This window comes from Arthrobacter sp., assembly GCF_030540645.1.
In the GTDB taxonomy this organism is placed as follows: domain Bacteria; phylum Actinomycetota; class Actinomycetes; order Actinomycetales; family Micrococcaceae; genus Specibacter.
The window spans coordinates 1-21,082 of the sequence record NZ_JAUNVV010000064.1; the positions used below are offsets into that span (position 1 = coordinate 1).

The 21,082-nt window shown below is 63.7% G+C and carries 18 protein-coding genes; 11 read left to right on the plus strand and 7 right to left on the minus strand.

The genetic code is table 11. The features are described 5' to 3' along the window. From Q4P21_RS11830 to Q4P21_RS11845, 4 genes are all read right to left on the minus strand, one after another. The coding region (locus Q4P21_RS11830; protein WP_303388970.1) for a hypothetical protein at positions 1-308 on the minus strand (308 nt) is incomplete at its 3' end. 243 nt (positions 309-551) lie between these two features. Next, positions 552-1,598, minus strand: a complete 1,047-nt coding sequence (locus Q4P21_RS11835; RefSeq protein WP_247647099.1) for an adenylate/guanylate cyclase domain-containing protein — start codon at positions 1,596-1,598, stop codon at positions 552-554. A 16-nt stretch (positions 1,599-1,614) separates the two neighbouring features. Continuing rightward, positions 1,615-2,214: a PH domain-containing protein gene (locus Q4P21_RS11840; RefSeq protein WP_303388971.1), complete on the minus strand. Its 600-nt coding sequence runs from the start codon at positions 2,212-2,214 to the stop codon at positions 1,615-1,617. Beyond that, entirely contained in the window at positions 2,207-3,181 is a 975-nt protein-coding gene (locus Q4P21_RS11845; protein WP_303388972.1) for a biotin--[acetyl-CoA-carboxylase] ligase, read from the minus strand. Before Q4P21_RS11845 ends, Q4P21_RS11840 begins: the two co-directional genes overlap by 8 nt. Positions 3,182-3,408: 227 nt before the next feature. Between Q4P21_RS11845 and Q4P21_RS11850 the strand changes: the two genes are divergently transcribed. Together Q4P21_RS11850 and Q4P21_RS11855 are read left to right on the plus strand one after the other, a co-directional pair. Further along, a complete protein-coding gene (locus Q4P21_RS11850) occupies positions 3,409-4,992 on the plus strand; it encodes an acyl-CoA carboxylase subunit beta (protein ID WP_303388973.1) in 1,584 nt (527 codons plus the stop codon). Continuing rightward, entirely contained in the window at positions 4,989-5,237 is a 249-nt protein-coding gene (locus tag Q4P21_RS11855) for an acyl-CoA carboxylase subunit epsilon (protein WP_303388974.1), read from the plus strand. Before Q4P21_RS11850 ends, Q4P21_RS11855 begins: the two co-directional genes overlap by 4 nt. A gap of 10 nt (positions 5,238-5,247) precedes the next feature. Here Q4P21_RS11855 and Q4P21_RS11860 read toward each other — a convergent pair whose 3' ends face one another. Next, positions 5,248-7,383, minus strand: a complete 2,136-nt coding sequence (locus tag Q4P21_RS11860) for an FUSC family protein (RefSeq protein WP_303388975.1) — start codon at positions 7,381-7,383, stop codon at positions 5,248-5,250. A 77-nt stretch (positions 7,384-7,460) separates the two neighbouring features. Here Q4P21_RS11860 and Q4P21_RS11865 point away from each other — a divergent pair, with 77 nt between their 5' ends. Then, entirely contained in the window at positions 7,461-9,203 is a 1,743-nt protein-coding gene (locus Q4P21_RS11865) for a DUF885 domain-containing protein (RefSeq protein WP_303388976.1), read from the plus strand. 107 nt (positions 9,204-9,310) lie between these two features. Here the strand turns inward: Q4P21_RS11865 and Q4P21_RS11870 are convergent, their stop codons facing one another. Next, positions 9,311-10,006 carry an endonuclease domain-containing protein gene (locus tag Q4P21_RS11870; RefSeq protein ID WP_303388977.1) on the minus strand — a complete coding sequence of 232 codons (696 nt, stop codon included), beginning with the start codon at positions 10,004-10,006 and terminating at the stop codon, positions 9,311-9,313. A gap of 544 nt (positions 10,007-10,550) precedes the next feature. Between Q4P21_RS11870 and Q4P21_RS11875 the strand changes: the two genes are divergently transcribed. Further along, positions 10,551-11,972 carry a dicarboxylate/amino acid:cation symporter gene (locus Q4P21_RS11875; protein ID WP_303388978.1) on the plus strand — a complete coding sequence of 474 codons (1,422 nt, stop codon included), beginning with the start codon at positions 10,551-10,553 and terminating at the stop codon, positions 11,970-11,972. 141 nt (positions 11,973-12,113) lie between these two features. Here the strand turns inward: Q4P21_RS11875 and Q4P21_RS11880 are convergent, their stop codons facing one another. Beyond that, positions 12,114-12,584 (minus strand): DUF6326 family protein, encoded by a 471-nt coding sequence (locus tag Q4P21_RS11880; protein WP_303388979.1) that lies wholly within the window; start codon positions 12,582-12,584, stop codon positions 12,114-12,116. A 165-nt stretch (positions 12,585-12,749) separates the two neighbouring features. On the opposite strand from Q4P21_RS11880, the gene Q4P21_RS11885 reads away from it, so the two are divergent. The 7 genes from Q4P21_RS11885 to Q4P21_RS11915 form a co-directional block, all read left to right on the plus strand. After that, positions 12,750-13,910, plus strand: a complete 1,161-nt coding sequence (locus tag Q4P21_RS11885; protein ID WP_303388980.1) for a sensor histidine kinase — start codon at positions 12,750-12,752, stop codon at positions 13,908-13,910. Beyond that, positions 13,907-14,554 (plus strand): response regulator transcription factor, encoded by a 648-nt coding sequence (locus tag Q4P21_RS11890; RefSeq protein WP_303388981.1) that lies wholly within the window; start codon positions 13,907-13,909, stop codon positions 14,552-14,554. The genes Q4P21_RS11885 and Q4P21_RS11890 overlap by 4 nt, the downstream gene beginning before the upstream one ends. 75 nt (positions 14,555-14,629) lie before the next feature. After that, positions 14,630-15,244 (plus strand): TetR/AcrR family transcriptional regulator, encoded by a 615-nt coding sequence (locus Q4P21_RS11895; protein WP_207344430.1) that lies wholly within the window; start codon positions 14,630-14,632, stop codon positions 15,242-15,244. Positions 15,245-15,294: 50 nt separating this feature from the next. Next, positions 15,295-18,003 (plus strand): MMPL family transporter, encoded by a 2,709-nt coding sequence (locus Q4P21_RS11900; protein WP_303388982.1) that lies wholly within the window; start codon positions 15,295-15,297, stop codon positions 18,001-18,003. Between the two features lie 168 nt (positions 18,004-18,171). Then, a complete protein-coding gene (locus Q4P21_RS11905; RefSeq protein ID WP_303388983.1) occupies positions 18,172-19,449 on the plus strand; it encodes a GAF domain-containing protein in 1,278 nt (425 codons plus the stop codon). A 73-nt stretch (positions 19,450-19,522) separates the two neighbouring features. Next, positions 19,523-20,374 carry an SDR family oxidoreductase gene (locus Q4P21_RS11910; RefSeq protein ID WP_303388984.1) on the plus strand — a complete coding sequence of 284 codons (852 nt, stop codon included), beginning with the start codon at positions 19,523-19,525 and terminating at the stop codon, positions 20,372-20,374. A gap of 217 nt (positions 20,375-20,591) precedes the next feature. Then, the coding region (locus Q4P21_RS11915; RefSeq protein ID WP_303388985.1) for an aldehyde dehydrogenase family protein at positions 20,592-21,082 on the plus strand (491 nt) is incomplete at its 3' end.

Sequence of the window (21,082 nt, forward strand, 5' to 3'; positions counted from 1 at the left end):
GGGTTCAGCAGGTTCCCGCCGTCGCCGCTCATGAACACGTTTCCGGCATTTTGCACCACGTCAAAACCGGTGGTGGTGGCGCTGAATCCGCCGTCGAGCACCTTGGACTGGTCATTGAGGTGCCCCACGAGCCCGTCGGCGCGGTTCGTCACCCAGACGCTGCCGTCGTTGAGGTCCACGTCGGCAGTGGCAAAGCCGGGGTACACCACGGCACCTGTGACGAGGGATGCTGCCACCAGGAATGTTCCGGAGATCCCGAAAATGTCCTTTTTGCGCAAGGATCTTCCCGTGAGTGCCTGCAATGCCATGTAACTAACTCCCAAAACCTGTCTTCGCAGGGGAAGTGGTCCTGTGGCTCCCCCCGTTGCGGCGCGGCCAAAGTCAAAGACGCCCCCGGCTATTATACGTCGAATGGACTAATTGGCACGGTCAGAGTCAAACCACTCGCGGCTGAGGGCGTGCCATGCTGGCGGCGGCGTGTGAAATTCCACGGCCCGCCGCCAGCACGGCACGCCGTGGGCAATGGGTCGGCGGAGATCCTGCTGCGCGGTTTAGTCGACGACGATGCCCTTGCCCGTGCCGCGCCCCAGCAGCACGGGGGCGATCTCGCCAAAGCCGCGCACGTTCTCCACCGGCAGCTGGGTCAGCACGAACCTGTCGTCGTTGGTCAGGGCCGAGGCCGTCACGGAGTCAACCAGCACCGTGCCCGGTTGCGCCAGGGAGGTCAGCCTTGCTGCGAGGTTGACGGTGGGGCCGTAAATGTCCCCCAAACGTGAAAGGACCCTGCCCCAGACCATGGCCACGCGCGCTTCGGGCAGGAAGTCGTCCGCTGCCATGGCTTCGGCCAACGCCAGCGAAATCTGGGCCCCGGCGACGGGTGTTTCACAGTTGAACAGGACTTCGTCTCCGATGGTCTTCACCAGCCTGCCGCCGCCAACACTAATAATGTCCGAGCAGACGTTTTCAAATCGCTGCACCAGACGGGCCAGCGTCTTTTCGTTCATGCGCCGAGATAGGGAGGTGTAGCTGACAAGGTCCGCGAAGCCCACGGCGCGGGCCAAAGGCAGTGGCGCATCGTCCTCGTCGCCGCCACGCCCCAGTTCACTGGCGGCCAGGCCTTCCTCGGCCCGCACCGCCAGGCGCTGGATTCCTGCGTTGAGCTGGCGTCGGTAGGAATACACCAACAGTTCTTCAAGCGGGGCAATCAGGTTGGGCAGCTCCGAGACAACGGCCCGGCGCGCTTCAGCATCGCTGATGCCGTGTTCGGCCACGAGGTCCTCCACGAGGGCCTCGATCTGCCAGACGGCCATCCTGTCAGTCATTTGACCGATGGAACGGGTCACGGAAATCGCGGTTTCTTCCGTTAGCAGCCCTTCCCTGACCATGGTGACCACGGTTTTCAGGGCGTCCTGGTCACGCGGGGTAAAGGCCACGTCGTCGTCGCCTAAGTTGGGGAAGCCCATGGCGCGCCAAATTTTCCGGGCAGAGAGCAGCGAAACACCGGCCCCGGCAGCCACGTCACGGCGTTTGAGCGTCCGTTCACCGCCTAAAAGCTGTGCCTCCAGGTCGCGCGTTTGATTACGTGTTGCTGGAGGCAGCGTTGGCTCGGGTGGATCAGTAGTCTCTTCCAAGCTCGCGCAGCTCCTTCTCGTTCATTCCAACCTCACCAGAGTAGTCCCCTTGACGGAGTGTTTGCTGAATGGCAGCTCGAAACACTCTTGTCCATGCTTTTTGAGTTTCTTCATTAAAGCGCTTCAACTGGGGCACCTCAGAGACGGTACGCACGCGCCCTGCCAACATGTGCAGCTGAATGTCCCCGGAACCCACCATCTTTTGCCGCCATCTCTGTACGGGCACCACTTGCTGGACTTGCTCAAGCACATGGGCTTCCTTGATCCTGCCAAAAATCCCGCGCCGAACCAATAGCCGCTTGTTCGTCAGCACGTATCGGGTATTGGCCCAGCGCACCACTCGCCGCACGGGATACACCAGCAGCACCAGGATGCCGACGGCGACCAGCACCATCACGGCCGACTCCCGCCATGCCTCGGCGCCGGGCGCCCATCGTGAAAAAGGCGCCGCCTGCAGCTGGGCCAGCCCGGCGAATAAAGCATAAACCAGCACCAGTGCCACCGTGATCGGCCAGATCAGGATCCGCGAATGTTGCCGGCAGCGGATTTCAACCTGTTCACCCTCAAGCAGCCAGTTATGCATAATTGACCGTGCCGCCGGATCCCGTCCGACGCAGGTGGATCACATCCCCGGCGTTGACTGTGTGGCGTGCCCCGGTCGCATCGCGCAGCACCAACGCCCCGTCGTCGGCCAAGGCGGTGGCCGTTCCATACAGCATGGCCCCGCCGGGAAGCTCCGCCCGCACCTCCTGACCCAACGTCCCCATATGCAGCTGCGCCAATTCCAACACACTTGACCCGCCATCCAGAGGGCGCGTGGCATCCCCGCCCACGGCAACAAACTCCCGGTAAAGGTCTGCAAACTTCAGCAGGTACGCCGGCAGCAGCACGTTCCTGTCCAACTCCACCGCACCTTCCAGCAACAAGGACGTGGCCCTGTCACCAGGCAGCTCATCGGCGCGCGCACTGACATTGACCCCCACCCCCACCACGACGCCGGGACCCACCGTAGCGCTGCCACTTCCGGCAATGTTGGAGCCTCCCGCAACGCTGGGCGCCGCCACCACCTGCGCGAGAATTCCGGCAAGCTTGCGGCCGCGCACCACCACATCGTTGGGCCACTTCAGCTCGGCGGGAACACCTGTGCAGGAGCGCACGGCATGGCACAGTGCCATGCCGGCCAGCACGGAAAGCCACCCATAGCCGGTTGCGGCAAAAGCGGTAGCGGTAGAAGTCGGATTCGCGCCTGCATGATGGGCTTGCTCGCTGGGACGCAGGAACACACTGGATATCATGGCTGCTCCTGCCGGAACCTCCCAGGACCTGCCCATCCGGCCCTGTCCGGCGTCCTGGGCATCGGCAATCAACACACTTAGATCGGGCCAGCATTGGCTAGGTGCGGCGGCGCTGGCCGCCAAAACAGTATTCGTGGAGCCGGTTGAGCCCACTACTTCCACCTTGGCGAAGGTGCCTGCCGGGTGCATCAACGCAGCCCGCAACACGGAGGGCTTGAGCGCAGGCTGGGCAGGGAAAGGTGGGGCAACGGTCATGGCATCAATCTTATCGGCCGTGGAGCTCCACTCCCCGCCCTCCATCCCAGCCCCGAGCCGGGAAGGAACGCCGCGCTGGAGGAACGTCAGAGAGAAATCGGGCGACTTTGTAGGGTTCCTACACACGCAAGGGCAGTTACCGTTACTAGAATGAACCTTGAGATTGCCCTTTTGTGCGGTTCCCACTTAAGGGTCGCCCGCTTCCACACTAACGAGCCGGAGTATCAATGAGCCACGATCTTTCAACGACAGCAGGCAAAATTGCCGATTTCCGCGACCGGATGGCTCAATCGGAAAAGCCCTCGGGTGAAGCGGCCATTGAAAAGCAACACGCCAAGGGCCGCAATACGGCCCGCGAGCGCATCGACCTGCTGCTTGACCCCGATTCGTTTGTGGAGTTCGACGCGCTCGCCGTGCACCGTTCCACCGCGTTTGGCATGGACAAGAAGAAGCCGCTGGGCGACGGCGTCGTGTCCGGCTACGGCACTGTCGAAGGCAGGCTCGTAGCCGTCTTCAGCCAGGACTTCAGCGTCTATGGCGGCTCATTGAGCCAAGTCAATGGTGAAAAGATCGTCAAGGTCCAGGAATTTGCCATGCGCAACGGCTGCCCCGTGGTGGGCATCAACGACGGCGGCGGCGCCCGCATCCAGGAAGGCGTGGCCTCACTGGCCATGTTCGCCGACATCTTCCGCAACAACGTCCACGCCTCCGGGGTGGTTCCGCAGATCTCCCTCATCATGGGCCCGTGTGCAGGCGGGGCGGCCTACTCCCCCGCTTTGACCGACTACGTGGTCATGGTGGACAAGACCAGCCACATGTTCATCACCGGCCCGGACGTCATCAAGACCGTCACCGGCGAGGATGTGGACATGGAAACCCTGGGTGGGGCGCGCCAGCACAACGCCAACACCGGAACGTCCACGTATTTGGCCACCGATGAAGCCGACGCCATTGAGTTTGTCCGCGAACTCCTTGACTTCCTGCCTGCCAACAACCTGGCCGAGCCGCCCGTCGTCGAGCATGAGCAGGAGCTGGAGCTCGACGACGCCGACCTCGCCCTGGACACGCTGATCCCTGATTCGGCCAACCACCCGTACAACATGTCCACCCTGATCGAGCAGATCCTCGACGACGGGCACTTCCTGGAGATGCAGGCACTGTACGCACCCAACGTCATGATCGGCTACGGACGCATTGAAGGCCACACGGTGGGCATTGTGGCCAACCAGCCCATGCAGTTTGCCGGGACCCTTGACATTGCGGCTTCCGAAAAGGCAGCCCGTTTTGTGCGCAATTGCGATGCGTTCAACATCCCCATCATCACGCTCGTTGACGTCCCCGGCTTCCTGCCCGGCAAGGACCAGGAATTCCAGGGCATCATCCGCCGCGGCGCCAAGCTGCTCTACGCATACGCCGAAGCCACTGTGCCCAAGCTGACCGTCATCACCCGCAAGGCCTACGGCGGAGCGTACATTGTCATGGGCTCGAAGAAGCTCGGCGCTGACCTGAATCTGGCCTGGCCCACGGCACAGATCGGAGTGATGGGCGCACAAGGTGCCGTGAACATCCTGTACCGGCGTGACCTTGCCGCCGTGGCGGCCGACGGCGGCGACGTTGAAGCCCGCCGTGCCGAGATCGTGCGCAACTACGAGGACGAACTGCTGAACCCGTACCAAGCAGCTGAGCTCGGCTACGTCGACGCCGTGATCGCCCCGTCTGAAACGCGCATCCAGCTCATCAAGGGCCTGCGGGCACTGCGTGACAAGCGGGCAAGCCTACCCGCCAAGAAGCACGGGAACATTCCGCTGTGACGAACGACCAGACACCGGTGGCCGAGCCGGCTGAAACTTCCGCAGCGGAGCCGTTGCTCTCGGTGAGTCACGGACAGCCGACCGTTGAAGAACTTGCGGCCGTGACCGCCGTCGTGCTTGCCCTGCAATCCGCTGCCGAGAACGACGATTCACCGGCCCCGAGCCGGCATTGGGCGCGTCGGGAGCAACTGCACCTGCCGCCCAAGCCCGGTGCGGGTGCGTGGCGCCGGTCTTCGGGGCGCTAACCAACCGGTTCTAGTCCGAAGTGGCGGCGGATCGTTCGCGCAGCAGGTGCACCATGGTGTCCACCGAGTTGGCGATCCTATCCGCCGCATCAAGGATGGCTGGCTGCACGGTAGCGGACTGCGGCGAAATCTCGGGCAGGCTCTCGGCCAGCCGGGTGTAGGAGTCGCGCAGGTTGACGGCGCCGCGGGCAGGAACCCCGGCGAGCACGGCCGCCTCGCACGCCGTGAGCGTTGTGGTGGCGTCGGCAACAAAGGGCTCCAGCGGCGCCAGCACCCGCTCGACGGGGACTTTCGCCGCCGAAACGGACAGCCGGGCCGCGTCAATGACCATGGCGGCCTGGATGAACAGGTGGCTTTGGACCAGCAGACCCTCGCCCACGTACAGCGCGGCCAGGCCAGCCACGGGTTCGGCCCGGGTCCTATCCAAGGACGTTTGGGCATTGGAACGGGCCAACCGCGCGGCAATTCTGGCCGCATCAATGCTAGCCTTGCTCACCGCGGGGTCAGACACCGCCGCCAGATAGCGGCGATAGGAAGCCAGCAGCTCGGCGAGCCGCGTCGGCAGGTAGCTGCGTTCCCAGGCAGGCCAAACAACGGTGGCGGCCACGGCCAGGATACCGGCCAGCACGGTGTCCACGAGGCGCGGCACCACCACGTCCGACGCCGGAATGCCTGACAGATCCAGCAGGGCCACCAGGTAGGCAGCCGTCCAAATGCTCATGAAAAACGCGTTGGGTGTGCCGGAGATCCTGACCCCAAAGACAAAGATGACAACCAGGGCAATTAGCGCATACGGGTTCCCGCTGCCCACCAGGAACGTGGCGGCGGTGCCGATGCCCAGCCCCAAGAGGGTGCCCGCCAGCCGGGCGGTGGTGCGCAGCAGCGTCGCGGCAAAGTCGGGACGCAACAGCAGCAGGACCATCAGCGAGATCCAGTACCCGCGGGTGCTGCCCGGCAGCAGCCGGGCCAACCCGTCCGTGGCGGTGACGAGCACAGCCAGCCGCATGGCGTGCCGGAAAATGGCCGAATCCAGCCTCAGGTTGGCGCGCAGCGTGTCGAAGGGGGCTTGAACGGCAACCCTGATCCCACCTACGGTCACGGGTTTTTCAGCGATCCGGCCCTCCACGGCGCCGGGGGTCACCATGCGTGCACAGGCGCGCAACTGCCCAGCTAGGGCCCGGGCGTGAAGGGAGGCGAACCGGCCCGTTGGCGAGTCGGGATGGTCTCCGATGATATCCCGCAGCCGTTCCACTGCTTCGACTACGGGTTCCATCATGGAGTCATCGAATACCTTGCCTTTGCGCAGGGATTCGGCCACGGAGTCAAGGACCGAACCGGTCGCCAGTAGCAGCGCGTGGACAGCGTCGGCCTGCGTGGAACGTTCAGCCCTTTCGAAGCGCTCAAGGCAGTAGGCCAGCGCGATGACTTCCAACCGGATCCGCTCTGCCTCATCGAGCAGGCCGCGGTAGGACTGCATGCTGGGACCGTGTCCGTGCCCGAAGCCGGTGATGGTGGTCCGTGCGGCGTCCAGCTTCACTCCGGCACCCGGCGTCATCATTTTTGGATGAGGGGAGCGCGTGCGCGTCGCCAGCGCCTCGTAGACGGAAGCCAGGACGGCTCGTTCAGGGGCATGCCGGTGTACCGGCCAACCGGCAATAGCCAGAAGAGCTTGAAACAGTCCGGCGGCAACCACCACGGCGCCGATGCCCAGCGCGCTGGCAGGCGGGAGTTCAAACCTGTTGAGCACAATGGCCACCGCCGTGCCGGCGATGCCGATTTGGGCCACGACGGGGCCCAGCGACATGAGCATGCCACTGGTGAAGGAAAACACCGCAATCAATAACAGCGAGAGCAAGACGGAGTGCGAGGTCAGCACGGACAGTCCTCCGCCAATGCCCGCAGCCAAGGACGTCATGCCCATCCGCGAGAGCCGCAGCCGGTAGCTTCCGGGCCTGTCGGCAAAGGCGGCAAACATGGCCCCGACCCCGCCAAAGACGGCGACGGGAATACTCCCGACGGCCACACCGATCACCAGTGGCACGGCGATTCCGACGGCGTTGCGCGCGGCCACGACCGGATCCGACTGGGAGAAGTCCAGCCGCAAGGATTTCTTAACCGTTGCGGCGACTGACGAAGTAGCTGACACGTTTCTAAGTATTGCAGTCATTGGCCCGCGCAGGCGTGCCTTGGCCCCGCCCGTCCTGAAGCAACTAGGCTCAAACCATGAGCCCCGACACAACTCCTCCCTCCCGTCCCGCCACCGCCGTCGACTCCGCTGCCAACATCTACACGGACCGGCTGCTTGAGCTTGATCCCGGCTTTGCCACTGAGTTGGGCAGGCCCGGGCATGAGAGCGAATACCGCGACTTCTCCCCCGCCGGGCTTGAGGCTGCAGCCAACGCCGCCCGCCATGCCCTGGCCGAGCTGGATGGCTTGGCGCCGGAGGATGCGGTGGACAGGACCACCCTGCACGCCATGCGCGAGCGGCTGGGCCTGGACGTTGAGCTGCACGAGACCGGCTGGCCGCTGGCAGATCTGAACAACATCGCCTCCCCTGCGCAGGAAATCCGGGCCATTTTCGATTTGATGCCCACGGCCACGCTCACCCACTGGGAACACATCTCCGCCCGGCTGGCGAACGTTCCGGCAGCCATTGACGGCTACATCGCATCCTTGCGCGCAGGTACTGGCCGCGGTCTTGTCGCGGCCCGGCGGCAGGTGAGCACCGTGATCGAGCAGTGCGAACGCCATGCTGCCCCCGACGGCTTCTTCCTCACTCTGGCTCACGAAGCCGCCTTGGACTCCCCTTCAGCTGATTCCACATCCGCCTCCAGTGGCGAGCACGACGCCCGGACCTCCCTCCCGGCCGCGCTCACCACTGCGCTGCTCGCCAATGCGGAGCTGGCCCGCAGCGGTTACGGAGTCCTCGTTGCGTTCCTGCGCGATGAACTGCTGCCGTTGGCACCCGAGGCGGATGCCGTGGGCCGGGAACGCTACGCACTGGCGTCACGGACGTTCCTGGGCTCCGCCGTCGACCTTGAGGAAACGTACGCCTGGGGTGTGGCGGAACTGGACCGGGTCATTGCCGAGCAGCAGGCCGTGGCACAGCAGCTCAGGCCTGGCGCGTCCATCACGGAAGCCAAGGAACTGCTCAATGACGATCCTGCCCGGATGCTGCACGGCACGGCGGCGTTGACGCAGTGGATGCAAAAGCTCTCGGACACGGCCATGGCAGAGTTGGCAGGGACGCAGTTCGACATCCCGGAGATCATGCGGACGCTTGAATGCCGGATCGCCCCCACCCACGACGGCGGCATCTACTACACCGGCCCGTCCGAAGATTTCTCCCGCCCCGGACGCATGTGGTGGTCCGTGCCCGAGGGCGAGGACACCTTCAGCACGTGGGCCGAAACCACCACCGTCTACCATGAAGGCGTCCCCGGCCACCACCTCCAAGTTGGCACGGCCACGTACCAGGCGGGGCTGCTCAACGACTGGCGGCGCAACGTGTGCTGGGTGTCCGGCCATGGCGAGGGTTGGGCGCTGTATGCCGAACGCCTCATGGACACCCTCGGCTACCTGTCCGATCCCGGTGACCGGATGGGCATGCTCGACGGCCAGCGCATGCGTGCGGCCCGCGTGGTTTTCGACATCGGTGTGCACCTTGGGCTGCAGATCCCGGCGCAGTGGGGCACCGGAACATGGACGGCGGAGTCGGGCTTTGAGTTCCTGAAAGCCAACCTTGACATCTCCCCCGGCCAGCTGGAGTTTGAATTCAACCGGTACCTGGGCTGGCCCGGCCAGGCTCCGTCCTACAAGATCGGCCAACGGCTCTGGGAGGAGATCCGCGACGCCCGCTCCGCCCGCGACGGCGACGGGTTTTCGCTGCGCGACTTCCACACCCAGGCGCTGAATCTGGGCTCAGTGGGACTGGACACCCTGAAAATGGCGCTGCTGGAGGACTGAGGCCCTCCGGCGCCCCGAGTTGCCACTTATGGTGCCCAAATCGTGGGTTTGGACACCATAAGTGGCATCTCGCGGACGGGATGCGTGCTTGGGGGCAGCTTTGGCGACTATCCGAAGTCCCTGCGCGTGTTGAGGCGCCCCTCAAGCGACTGCCCTGCCAGATTTTGCGGATCCGACCAGCCCCCAAGCTTGAGCATTCGCGCGATTTTCGTGACCACCACCCATTCCCCCGAACGGATGTCATCATTGTTGATCAGCACTTGGTGCCAGCCCAACGATTTGGTCACGAAGTCCCTGTCGTGGTCTTTCATTTGTTGCTCGCTGGTGAAATGATGCTTGCCATCGTATTCAATGCATGTCTTGTACTCCTCGCATCCCAAGTCCGGGCCCACCATGCCCCGGCCAGCAGCATCCCTGATCTCGACGTTGTGCTCGAAATTGGGAAGTGCAGATCGTGCGATGATCAACCGAAGCATGGTCTCCCGAGGTGAGTCCGCACCGACACGAACCAATTCCATGGCTGCCTTCAGCCTGCTCATCCCCCGGGCCCCGGAATGCCGGGCGACATAGAGTTTCAGCACGTCCAGCTGGACCTTTGGCCATGTCTGCCGCCCAAATGACCGGTGGTGTGCACAAACGATTTGATCACCGACAGCCACCAATTCATCAATGCTCAGCTTCGCAGCAATGTCCAACAACGTTCTCTGCAGGGACGTGACCGGGACACCGGCAATATGCACAACATCTTCCGGTCCCAAAGTCAGGAGGTGCCCGTTGATACCCCTCCTTCTGGGCTGCCGCACGCCCATGGGTGTGGCCACATCAATGGCAGGAAGCTCCTCAAGCCGTCGCGGAAGATAAAGTCCATGCAATCTTGCAGCGCTCAGATGACTGACAACACCTGAAGACGTCACCCCGGCATAAGCCCTACAGCTCTCCAGAAAACTGAACGGCGCCTGCCGTGGGACTCGAATTCCTCGTGTGGGCGTCCAGAGGTCCTTTCGGCGGGACCGTCCCCGAGAGATTCCTGCCGCACGCGCCTCATCCATGGTGAAAGGCCGCATCGCAAGGTGCAGGGGAAGTGGATCGAACTTGTCCATGAACCCATTAATGCTGAGAACTGCACCCTGCGGACGCTCAGCTGGCTGAAACAGTGCAAGCTGTGGATAACGGGCAGCTTCTTCCCGATGAGCATCCGAAACTCTTCGCCGAGTTGCCACTTGTGGCGTCCAAACCACCAGCTTGGGCACCATAAGTGGCAGCTCGGCGAAACAATGAAGATTGCGATCCGTAACAGGGGGAAACACAAATTTCAGGCTGGTATTGTGCGCCGCCTACCGTTGAGCCATGACTTCCACAGTAACTACTCCCAAAGTGTCGAGGCTGCCCAGATGGGCCAGCTCCTTCGGCGTCCAAATCATTGCCGGCCTGGTGCTCGGCCTCGTGTTGGGGTTGCTCGCCCGACAGCTTGGCGGAGATCCCAAGACCGCCCCCAATGGACTCGTCACCGCGCTGGCCACAATCGGCTCAAGCTACGTCTCCATTTTGAAGGCGGCCGTCGTGCCGTTGATCTTCACGGCCGTGGTCTCCTCGATTGCCAATCTGCGCGAGGTCACCAACGCCGCCCGATTGGCGTGGAACACGCTCCTGTGGTTCGCCATCACATCCCTGATCGCCGTCACGGTTGGTATCGGCCTGGGCCTGGTTTTCCAGCCCGGCGCCGGCACCGGCCAAGCCGCTCCGAGCGACTACACCGGCAAATCCGGTGACTGGTGGGCATTCCTGGTGGGCTTGTTCCCGTCCAACTTCCTGGGTTTGGGCGCCACCACCAAGGCCGCCGAGTCCGGCGCCCTAACCACCTCCATCAGCTTCAACGTGCTGCAGATCCTGGTCATTGCCATCGTCATTGGCATCGCCGCACTCAAGGTGGGCAAAGCAGCCGATCCTTTCCTGAAGCTCAACGGTTCAGCACTCGCCGTGATCCAGAAGGTCCTGTGGTGGATCATCCGCCTAGCCCCCATTGGCACCGTCGGACTGATCGGCAACGCCGTGGCCAGCTACGGCTGGACCACCATCGGTTCCCTCGGCAAGTTCAGCATTGCCATCTACGTTGGCCTGGCCATCGTCTTGTTCATCGTCTATCCCGTCCTGATCAAGAGCCACGGCCTGTCCATCAAGCAGTACTTCTCCGGTGTGTGGCCGGCAGTGCAGCTGGGCTTCGTTTCCCGCTCCTCCATTGGCACGCTGCCGCTGACCCAGCGAGTGACCGAACGCAACCTAGGTGTGCCCCGCGCCTACGCATCCTTCGCCGTGCCGCTGGGCGCCACCACCAAGATGGACGGCTGCGCCGCCATCTACCCGGCCGTTGCAGCCATCTTCGTGGCACAGTTCTTCGGCATCCAACTTGACCTGGGCCAGTACCTGCTCATCGTCCTGGTCTCCGTCCTGGGCTCGGCTGCCACCGCTGGCACCACCGGCGCAGTCGTCATGCTCACCCTGACGCTGTCAACGCTGGGACTACCACTGGCTGGCGTCGGACTTCTGCTCGCCGTTGACCCGATCCTCGACATGGGCCGTACGGCAGTCAACGTCGCTGGCCAGGCACTGGTGCCCACCATCGTTTCCAAGCGCCAGGGCATCCTCGACGAGGCGCTGTACAACGCACCGCGCAACGGCGATCCCTTTGCAGATGACTCCGATGACCTGCTGGCCGAGCTCGCCAACAGCGGCGAAGACGTTGACCGAAAGCGCGAAACAGTCAGCGCCTAAGCACCCGCGCAGGCCCGCTGGAAGTTCATGGAAATCACGCCAGTGCTGCGATCCGTTGGATCGCAGCACTGGCGGGATTTTGCTTTAAGGCGGCCTTCCAGGTTGCCTCGCAGACGCTGCGCGTGCAACACGCCAACGGCGTCAACGTCCTGCCTGCATCAACGGTACGGACCGCATCGCTGCCTTTTGTCGAGCACGCCAGACCCAGGCGACCCCGGCAATGGTTGCTAGAACGGCGAGTTCAACGGCGCTCCCCAGAATGTAGTAGACCCACGTCTCGCCAATGAGCGCAACCACTATCGAAGCCGCATAGAGCACGCTGACGCTCAGGTTGAGGACTTGGTTGATCCGGGCAGGGGCGAGCAATGATGCTGCGACCATGAGGCTCGGGACCAGGACGTAGGCCGTGGTGAGGACCAGGAACACCTGATCGATGTCCCATCCCATCCCCGGGACCGAACCGGAGAGTGCGCCCTCAATGGCGTCGGCACGCCAGAACGTGAAGATGTCGACGTAGGCGAAGACGAAGAGCATGCTGACCCACAGACCGCTGAGCACGATCCTTCGGTCCACTTTCGCGTCGTTGGGCCCGGTTCTAACAATGGTGTCCACGATGTTTCCTCCCGGCGATGGAACGTCTGTTATGTACCTCAGTTTCACTCGGCGGAGTCCCTGTGAACACCGCCTTTGCGGCCTGACTCCACCTGGCCGATTGGCCGGGTCAGTCGCGGCCCTTTGACCCTTCAGCTTGTCGATCCGGGCATCTATGCTGAGGGCATGTTGAGAGCCGCCAAGTTGATGTGGGCCGAGCCGGCCTTGGAGCACCCGCTCCGCGCGGGCCGCCACGACCTTGTACTTGCCGCCATCGTGCTTGCAACAGCGGCACTGGAGGCGCTCCTCCGCCCTGACGTGTCGTGGCCCGTGACCGCCCTGGCCCTGGGCTTCGCCTTTGCGGCCGCCATGTGGATCCGGCGCAGGCAGCCGCTTGGCGCTGTGGTGGTGGCGTTCGGAGCGCTCCTACTGGCTGATCTCGCCGCTGCTGTTCTCGCGGCCGCCCCTGTCGTGCTCTGGACCGCGACCGCCGTGCTCTTCTTGCTGTACACGCTGGTGCGGTGGGGCTCGGGAAGGGACATCATTCTTGGGACGGGGCTCGTGGCACTCGAGTACGTCGTCGCGGTTGCAACCGGCACCAGCGGACTCCAGGAAGCAGTGGGCGGGGCGGCCGTGCTGCTGTTGGCCGCCACGGTGGGGTTGGCGGTCCGCTACCGGGCTGTGGCGCGTGCGCAGCTGATCGAGAGCGCGAAGCTGCAGCAGCGTGAATTGTTTGCCAGGGAGTTGCACGATACGATCGCCCACCACGTCTCCGCCATCGCAATCCAAGCCCAGGCCGGACTGGTGTTGGCCCGCTCCGCCCCACCCGGCGCACCACCCGGCACGTCCGAGGCACTGAAAAGCATCGAGCGTGAAGCTGCTTTGGCTCTCTCCGAGATGCGCACAATGGTGGGCGGCCTGCGTCGTCGCAGCAGCCAGGCCACTCCCCCTGCCGGGCATACCTTGACCGACATCGAGAACCTGGCCGGGGCAGCGGATGGCAGGCTGCGTGTCGACGTGACGTTGCGTGGCGCTCTCACCGGGCTATCTCCGTCGCTCGAGTCAACCTTGTACCGGGCAGCCCAGGAGTCGGTTACCAATGCCCGCAGACATGCTCGAGGCGCAACGAAGGTGGCCGTCGCCGTGACCGGCAAAGCTTCCGCAGTGGAGCTGAGCGTGGAGGACGACGGCGTAGGCACACCACCGTCTGCCCCGCCCGGATTCGGACTGGTCGGAATGGCGGAGCGGGTCCACCTGCTCGGTGGCGAACTCACCGCCGGCCCGAGCAGCGGACACGGCTGGCACGTGCGCGTCGTCCTTCCGCGGAAACTAAGGGGCGGGCAATGATCCGAGTGCTCATCGCAGATGACCAAAGCATTGTCCGCACCGGGTTGGCCACGATTCTGGGCAGCGAAGCCGATATCGAAGTTGTTGGCCACGCTGCTGATGGCCGTGAGGCGCTCGCGCTGGCTCGCCGCCTGCGCCCGGACGTATGCCTCTTCGACATACGGATGCCGTATCTGGACGGCATTGAGGCCTCCCGTCTGCTCTCAGGTGCGGGCGTGGAGGAGCCGATCGCTGTCGTTGTCATCACCACCTTCGATACCGACGAGTACATTTACGGAGCCCTCAAAGCCGGCGCACGGGGATTCCTGCTCAAGGGCGCCTCCCCTGAGCAACTGGTCCAGGCGATCCACTGCGCAGTCAACGGAGATGCATTCATCGACCCGGGAGTGACAGCACGTCTCCTCGCCCGCTTCGCCGACACCAACAGGAGGAATGCTGCCGAGCCTATTGAACCACTCACGAACCGGGAGGAGGCAGTGCTCCTGGCACTCGCCCGGGGGCTGTCAAACGCCGAGATCGGTGCGGCCCTCCACATCAGCATGAGCACCGTCAAGTTTCATCTGTCCAGCCTGACGACCAAACTCAGGGCCCGGAACCGCGTTGAACTCGCCATCTGGGCCCACGAGACAGGGCGCATGGACTGACAAACTGACCAATGTTGACTACAACACCCCTCCATCAACTTGCACAAAGTGCAAACTTGCACTTAGTGTAGTGGTGTGGATACTTCACCGACACCCGTTTCCCGCCGCGAACTGAACAAGGCGGCCACCAGGGAGAGCATCGCAACTGCCGCTTTGGATTTTCTGCGCAATCGTGACTTCAACGCCTTCACGGTCGACGACGTTGCTGCCGCGGCCGGAGTGTCCCGGCGCACCTTCTTCAACTACTTCTCCTCCGTGGAGGCAGCAGTGGCCAGTTTCACGCAGAATTACCTCGATCAGGTCATTGTCGAGCTGGTCGCGCGGCCGTCCGACGAGCCGCTGCTTGAATCCGCCCAGTCCGCCTTGTCAGCCGGCGGCAGCGCCCGCGACCTGGCCATCCTGGCGGAAACCTTCACCCTGACCCAAGACCCTCAGCTGGCACGCTTCCAGCTGCAGGCGTGGGAGGAATGCAGCTTGAAAATCACCGAGGTGGCCAAGCAGCGTCTCCCTGAGGGAACAGATGAACTTTACATATTTGCCCTGGTGGGTGCCGTCGTCGGCAGTTGCAAGGGCGCATTCCAAGTCTGGTTCCAGAAACATGGAACCAACATCACGGAAGAATCATTGGCCGATCTGCGCAGCCTGCTGGCAAGCACGGTCGGTCTGATCCGCAACGGATTCCACAGCTAAACATCCCCCGGCGCCTGCCTGGGCAGGACACCACACAGAACGGAATGATCATGGCGCTTTGGCTTTATCGACTGGGACGGCTCTCGGCACGCCGCGCGTGGCTGGTGATTGCCGCCTGGGCGGTCATCATGGGCATGGTTGGCGGCGCTGCAGCGTTGTTCATGGGACCCATGTCCAACAACTTCCAGATTCCCGGCACTGAAACCCAGCAAATGGCGGACAAGCTCCAAGCCCAGCTGCCGGAAGCTTCCGGTGGAACGGGCGCCGTCGTGTTTACCAGCACCAACGGTGAGCCGTTGACGCCCGCCCAGCAGAAGGACATCACGGCGGCGCTGGAAACGGTGACCGGCGTGCCCACTGTCAAGGGCGTCATTGACCCGTTCCTCGTGACTGCGCAACAGCAGGCCGGAGCAGCCCAACTGGCCGATGGTGCCAAGCAGTTGGCCGCCGGTGAGGCTCAAGCCGCCGCGGAACTGCCCAAACTCGAGGCCGCCGCCAAGCAGCTGGCCGACACCAAGACCCAGTTGGACGCCGGACAGGCCAAGCTCGACGCCCAGAAGAAGCAACTCGTAGCCCAGCAAGCCCAGCTTGCAGCACTGCCGGCCAACTCCCCGCAGGCTCAAGCCGCAGCACCCCAGATGGCTGCCGCGCAGGCCCAGATCGATGGAGCCCAGGCCCAGCTCGACGCGGGCAGGGCCCAATGGCAGGCCGGTCAGGACCAATATGCAGCCGGCAAGGCTAAGTTCGACGCCGGAGCAGCCACGCTGACTGCCAAGAAGGCCGAACTGGCCCTTGGCCAGCGCCAAGCAGACGCAGCTGCCGGGATCCGCTTTGTCTCTGAAAACGGCAAGGCCGCCATCGGCCAGATCCAGTTCAGCGAGTCGATGAACGCCGTGACCCCTGCCAACCGCCAGCTGGTACAGGACAAACTGAACACCCTGGAGTCGGACGGTGTGAGCGTCTCCTACAGCAAGGAAATTGTCGAGGACGTCTCCGAACTGTTCGGGGTGTCCGAGGTCGTGGGTATTGCGGTGGCAGCCGCCGTGCTGTTGATCATGCTGGGCACTTTCGTGGCAGCCGGACTGCCGCTGCTGATGGCCGTTGTGGGCGTCGGCATTGGCGTGGGCGGCACCATGGCCCTGACAACCGTCATTGAAATGTCGTCCATCTCGCCCATGCTGGCGTTGATGCTGGGCCTGGCCGTGGGCATCGACTACTCCTTGTTCATCGTCAACCGGCACCGCCAGCAGCTGCTCGCCGGCATGGAGTTGCGCGAGTCCATCGCCAAGGCGACGGGTACGTCGGGCAACGCCGTGACGTTCGCCGGCTTGACGGTTGTCATTGCACTGGCGGCCCTCTCAGTGACGGGGCTGCCGTTCTTGGCCATCCTTGGTTTGGCCGCTGCGGCTACGGTTGCCGTCTCGGTACTGATTGCCCTGACCCTGACCCCGGCCCTGCTGTCCCTGATCGGCAAGCGGCTGATCTCCAAGAAGGCCTGGGCCAAGAACACCTCAGCCACGGCCAAACATCAGGCCACACTCGTTGGCCTGAGCGGTTCGGAGAGGGCTGCAGCGGATGACGCGGCAGACGTTGCCCGCAGCGCCCGCGGCTGGGGTGGGCTGGTCACCCGCCACCCCATCATTTCCCTCGTCACGGCCGTCATTGCGCTTGCGGTCATCGCCATCCCGGCCGCCGGCCTGCGTCTTGCCCTGCCCGACGGCGGTTCCGAGCCGGTCGATTCCAGCGCCTACCAGGCGTACTCCATCACCGGTAAGAACTTTGGTGAGGGCATGAACGGGCCCATCATCGTGGTGGGTTCCCTGCCAGCCGGACTGAATGAAGCCAGTGCCACGGTACTGAACCTAAACGTGGCCGACCAGCTGCGTGCGGTCGATAACGTCAAGGCAGCCATTCCCGTCATGGTCAGCAAGGATCTGCGCACCGCCGTCTACCAGGTCATTCCCACCGAGGGCCCTGCCAGCGAGAGCACCGTACAGGTGATCCATGACCTGCGGGCTGAAGGTCCCGGCATTGAATCCCGCTACGATGTTTCCATCGGCTTGACGGGCCAAACAGCCGCCAACGTCGATGTCTCGGAGAAGCTGGGAGCGGCGCTGCCTCCCTACCTGGCCATCGTCGTCGGACTTTCACTGATCCTGCTGGTTCTCGTGTTCCGCTCCATCCTGGTTCCGCTGCTGGCCACTGCCGGCTTCCTGCTCTCCCTGGTTGCGGCATTTGGCGGCGTGGTGGCCGTGTACCAATGGGGCTGGCTGGGCGGCATTTTCGACGTCGCCAACCCCGCGGCCGTGCTGAGCTTCCTACCGATCATCCTGATTGGCGTGTTGTTTGGCCTGGCCATGGACTACCAGGTGTTCATAGCCTCCGGCATGCGCGAGGCCTACGCCCACGGGCAGGATGCCAAACAGGCGGTGCGCACCGGGTTCAAGCATGCGGCGCCGGTGGTCACGGCGGCCGCGATCATCATGATCAGCGTGTTCTCCGGGTTCATCTTCTCGCACCTGACCATGGTGCGCCCGCTGGGCTTCGCGCTGGCGTTCGGTGTCCTGATCGACGCGTTTGTTGTCCGCATGACGATCGTTCCGGCCGCCATGCACCTGCTCGGCAAGTCGGCCTGGTGGCTGCCGAAGTGGCTGGATAGGATTCTGCCTGACGTTGACGTGGAGGGCGCCAAACTTGCCACACTCGTTGTGGAAGACGATGCCTCTTCACTGAGCGAGGATCCCGAGCCGGCACGCTAGCTTAACAGCAGCGAAAAGGGCGGGCAGCGTTTTGGCGCTGCCCGCCCTTTTCGGCGCTGGCATTGCCATCTGGTGTAGGGTCGACGACGGCGCGGACTCGGCTAGACTGGTGAGCCACGGCACATCCGCTTGGCATTGTGCCAACGACTTCCCTGCAGTGGTTTTGGAGTGTTCATACCCCTGACGCACCCCCTCTTCTCCGCGTTGCCGGAGATGCGCCCGTTGGTGCGCGATTCATGGCGCAGATCCTTGGACACCATCAGCTCACCCGAGCATGCCGCCCCACCGCTGGTATGGGAAGATGCGCAGCTTCAGGAATTCCGGCGCAATCATCCCCTGGCGGCCGTCATGCCCGTCATCCAGGCGCTGCTTGTTGTCCCGAGCCACGACACCGGGCTGCTCATTGCCGTGGGCGATGAACACGGCCGGCTCCTGTGGGTTGAGGGCGACTCCGCGGCCCGCACGCACGGCGAGAAAATCAACTTTGCCAGCGGCATGGACTGGTCGGAGGCTGCTGCCGGGACCAGTGCCCCCGGAACTGCCCTGGCATTGGGCCGGCCCGTGCAGATCGTGGGTGAGGAGCACTTCAACCCCGCCGTGCATTCGTGGAGTTGCACTGCCGTTCCCGTGCACGACCCTGATTCCGGCGGTCTGCTGGGCGTTGTGGACATCACGGGCGGCCCTGACGCGGTGGGGGCCAATACGCTTTCACTGGTTCAAGCCACGGTGGCGGCCGCCGAAGCCCAGTTGCGTATCCAGCGGCTGGAACGCCTGGCTGCGGCATCCCGCAACAGCCGCCCCGGACCCACTCGCAACACCCGGTCATCGCGCAACACCGAAAACGGGCCGGCTAAATCCTTGTATCGCGACAGCCTGCAGGTCCTAGGGCGTGACCACGGACTGCTGCACGTGGCCGGGGAGGCAGTCACCCTCAGTGAACGGCACACCGAAATCCTCACCATGCTCGCCATGCACCCGGCAGGTTTAAGTGCCGAGCAACTCACCGACATGGTCTATCCGGAGGGCACGTCGCTGACGAGCATCCGCGCCGAAATGGTGCGCCTGCGCAAGCTCCTGCACAAGCACGCACCGTCCCTGGTGCCCGAATCCCGGCCCTACCGGCTGCCGCAAGCCCTCGTTGTCGACGCCGGCCAGGTGCTCAGCTATCTGGACCGCGGTGCCCACCGGTTGGCGCTGAACATCTACAAGGGTGCCGTGCTGCCCCGCTCGGAGGCGCCGGCCGTGTCCGAGCTGCGCACCCGGACGGGCCTGCTGTTGCGTGAGGCGATCCTCAACGACGCCAGCCCCGAGGTGGTGCTGGCCTACCTGCAGCTTCCCGAGGCCGCGGACGACGCCGAAGCCTGGCACAGTGCCCTGCGTCTCCTGCCGCAGCGCTCACCTAGGCGCGCCGCCGTCGTGGCCCACCTTGAATCGCTGGAACACTAGGGCCCATCGCCCGCTGCTCGGCAACCAGGCCTCGAGAGTATCCGAACGAACTGTGTGGTCTGAGGAGTAAGAAATGACTGTTGTGATTGCCGGCTGTGGTGACCTTGGAACCGAAACCGGGCTGCGGTTCGCTGCTCTGGGCCACCGGGTGATGGGACTTCGACGCTCAGCGGAGAAACTGCCATCCGAAATCGAAGGACAGGCCGTTGATCTGTCCATCGAGGTGCCGACACTGCCGGCGGACACCACCATCGTGGTGATTGCCATGAGCCCTGATGAGCGCAGCGCAGATGGTTATCGAGCGGCATACGTCGAGAGTGTTCTGCGTGTTGCCGCTGCCATCCGTAACGACTGCGCTGTGCCACCGCGAGTGCTGTATGTGTCATCGACAGCGGTCTACGGCGTTGATGACGGATCCTGGGTTGACGAGAGCACTCCGACCGAACCCACCACGCCGACGGCAGTCGTGCTACTGGAAGCAGAGGAGACGTTGCTCCAGCTGCTTCCCGAGGCGACCATCCTGCGCCTTGGGGGTATCTACGGGCCAGGACGCACTCGGGAAATTGATCGTGTCCGTCAGGGGATCGCCACGCTCTCAGCTGAGCCGGAATTCGCTAGTCGGATCCATCGTGACGATGCTGCTGCGGCCATCGTGCACCTCATGACCCTGCAGACTTGGCCTGAGACTGTATATATCGGCGTCGATGATCTCCCGACCGATCGTCGCGAGTTCGTTGAATTCTTGGCACGCAGCCTTAACCTGCCAGCGCCGGAAGTTGCCAACGACTCCTCGCGTGCGCAAGGGGGCCGCGGCAAACGGTGCCGCAACAACCGGCTCCGGGAGTCCGGATTCGTGTTTTCCTACCCCACCTATCGGGAAGGCTATACGGCCGTTCTTGACGGTCGTGGAGTGCGCCACGCCTAGACGGCCGAGTCCTGTTTCACTGGCGAGCAGAAAGTGGGCCTACTCGCTTTCGTGTCTCACCCACCATGGTTGGTGGCCCCACTCCCGGTGGAAGGCGCCGCCGTCGAACTTACCGAAAGAGTGTGACCCAGCTCATGCAACGTGGTTGCAACGTTGCTCCGCGTACGCTTCAGGGCAAGGACATCGAGGTCCCCCCACCGCAAAAGGAGTTCGCACAATGACTGTTTATGCACAGCCCGGCACCGAAGGTTCAAAGGTCACTTTCAAGGACCGTTACGAGAACTGGATTGGTGGGGAATGGGTGGCCCCCGTCAAGGGCGAATACTTTGAAAACATCACTCCCGTCACCGGCAAGGTCTTTTGCGAGGTGGCCCGCGGCACTGCCGAAGACATCGAACTGGCGCTGGACGCTGCACACAAGGTGGCACCCAGCTGGGGTGCAACCTCCGCTGCGGAGCGTGCCGCAGTCCTGAACAAGATCGCGGACAGGATTGATGAGAACGTCGAACTCCTGGCCGTCGCGGAAACGTGGGACAACGGCAAGGCCGTCCGCGAAACCCTCAACGCCGACATCCCGCTGGCCGCCGACCACTTCCGCTATTTTGCCTCTGTGGTCCGCGCTCAGGAAGGCCGCCTGACCCAGATTGATGAGAACACCACCGCCTACCACTTCCACGAGCCCCTCGGCGTGGTGGGCCAGATCATCCC

What these genes read in the sequence shown, in the direction of transcription:
- Q4P21_RS11840 (WP_303388971.1), bottom strand. Translation starts at nt 2,214, where the DNA reads ATGCATAACTGGCTGCTTGAGGGTGAACAGGTTGAAATCCGCTGCCGG.
- Q4P21_RS11845 (WP_303388972.1), bottom strand. Translation starts at nt 3,181, where the DNA reads ATGACCGTTGCCCCACCTTTCCCTGCCCAGCCTGCGCTCAAGCCCTCC.
- Q4P21_RS11850 (WP_303388973.1), top strand. Translation starts at nt 3,409, where the DNA reads ATGAGCCACGATCTTTCAACGACAGCAGGCAAAATTGCCGATTTCCGC.
- Q4P21_RS11865 (WP_303388976.1), top strand. Translation starts at nt 7,461, where the DNA reads ATGAGCCCCGACACAACTCCTCCCTCCCGTCCCGCCACCGCCGTCGAC.
- Q4P21_RS11875 (WP_303388978.1), top strand. Translation starts at nt 10,551, where the DNA reads ATGACTTCCACAGTAACTACTCCCAAAGTGTCGAGGCTGCCCAGATGG.
- Q4P21_RS11885 (WP_303388980.1), top strand. Translation starts at nt 12,750, where the DNA reads ATGTTGAGAGCCGCCAAGTTGATGTGGGCCGAGCCGGCCTTGGAGCAC.
- Q4P21_RS11890 (WP_303388981.1), top strand. Translation starts at nt 13,907, where the DNA reads ATGATCCGAGTGCTCATCGCAGATGACCAAAGCATTGTCCGCACCGGG.
- Q4P21_RS11900 (WP_303388982.1), top strand. Translation starts at nt 15,295, where the DNA reads ATGGCGCTTTGGCTTTATCGACTGGGACGGCTCTCGGCACGCCGCGCG.
- Q4P21_RS11910 (WP_303388984.1), top strand. Translation starts at nt 19,523, where the DNA reads ATGACTGTTGTGATTGCCGGCTGTGGTGACCTTGGAACCGAAACCGGG.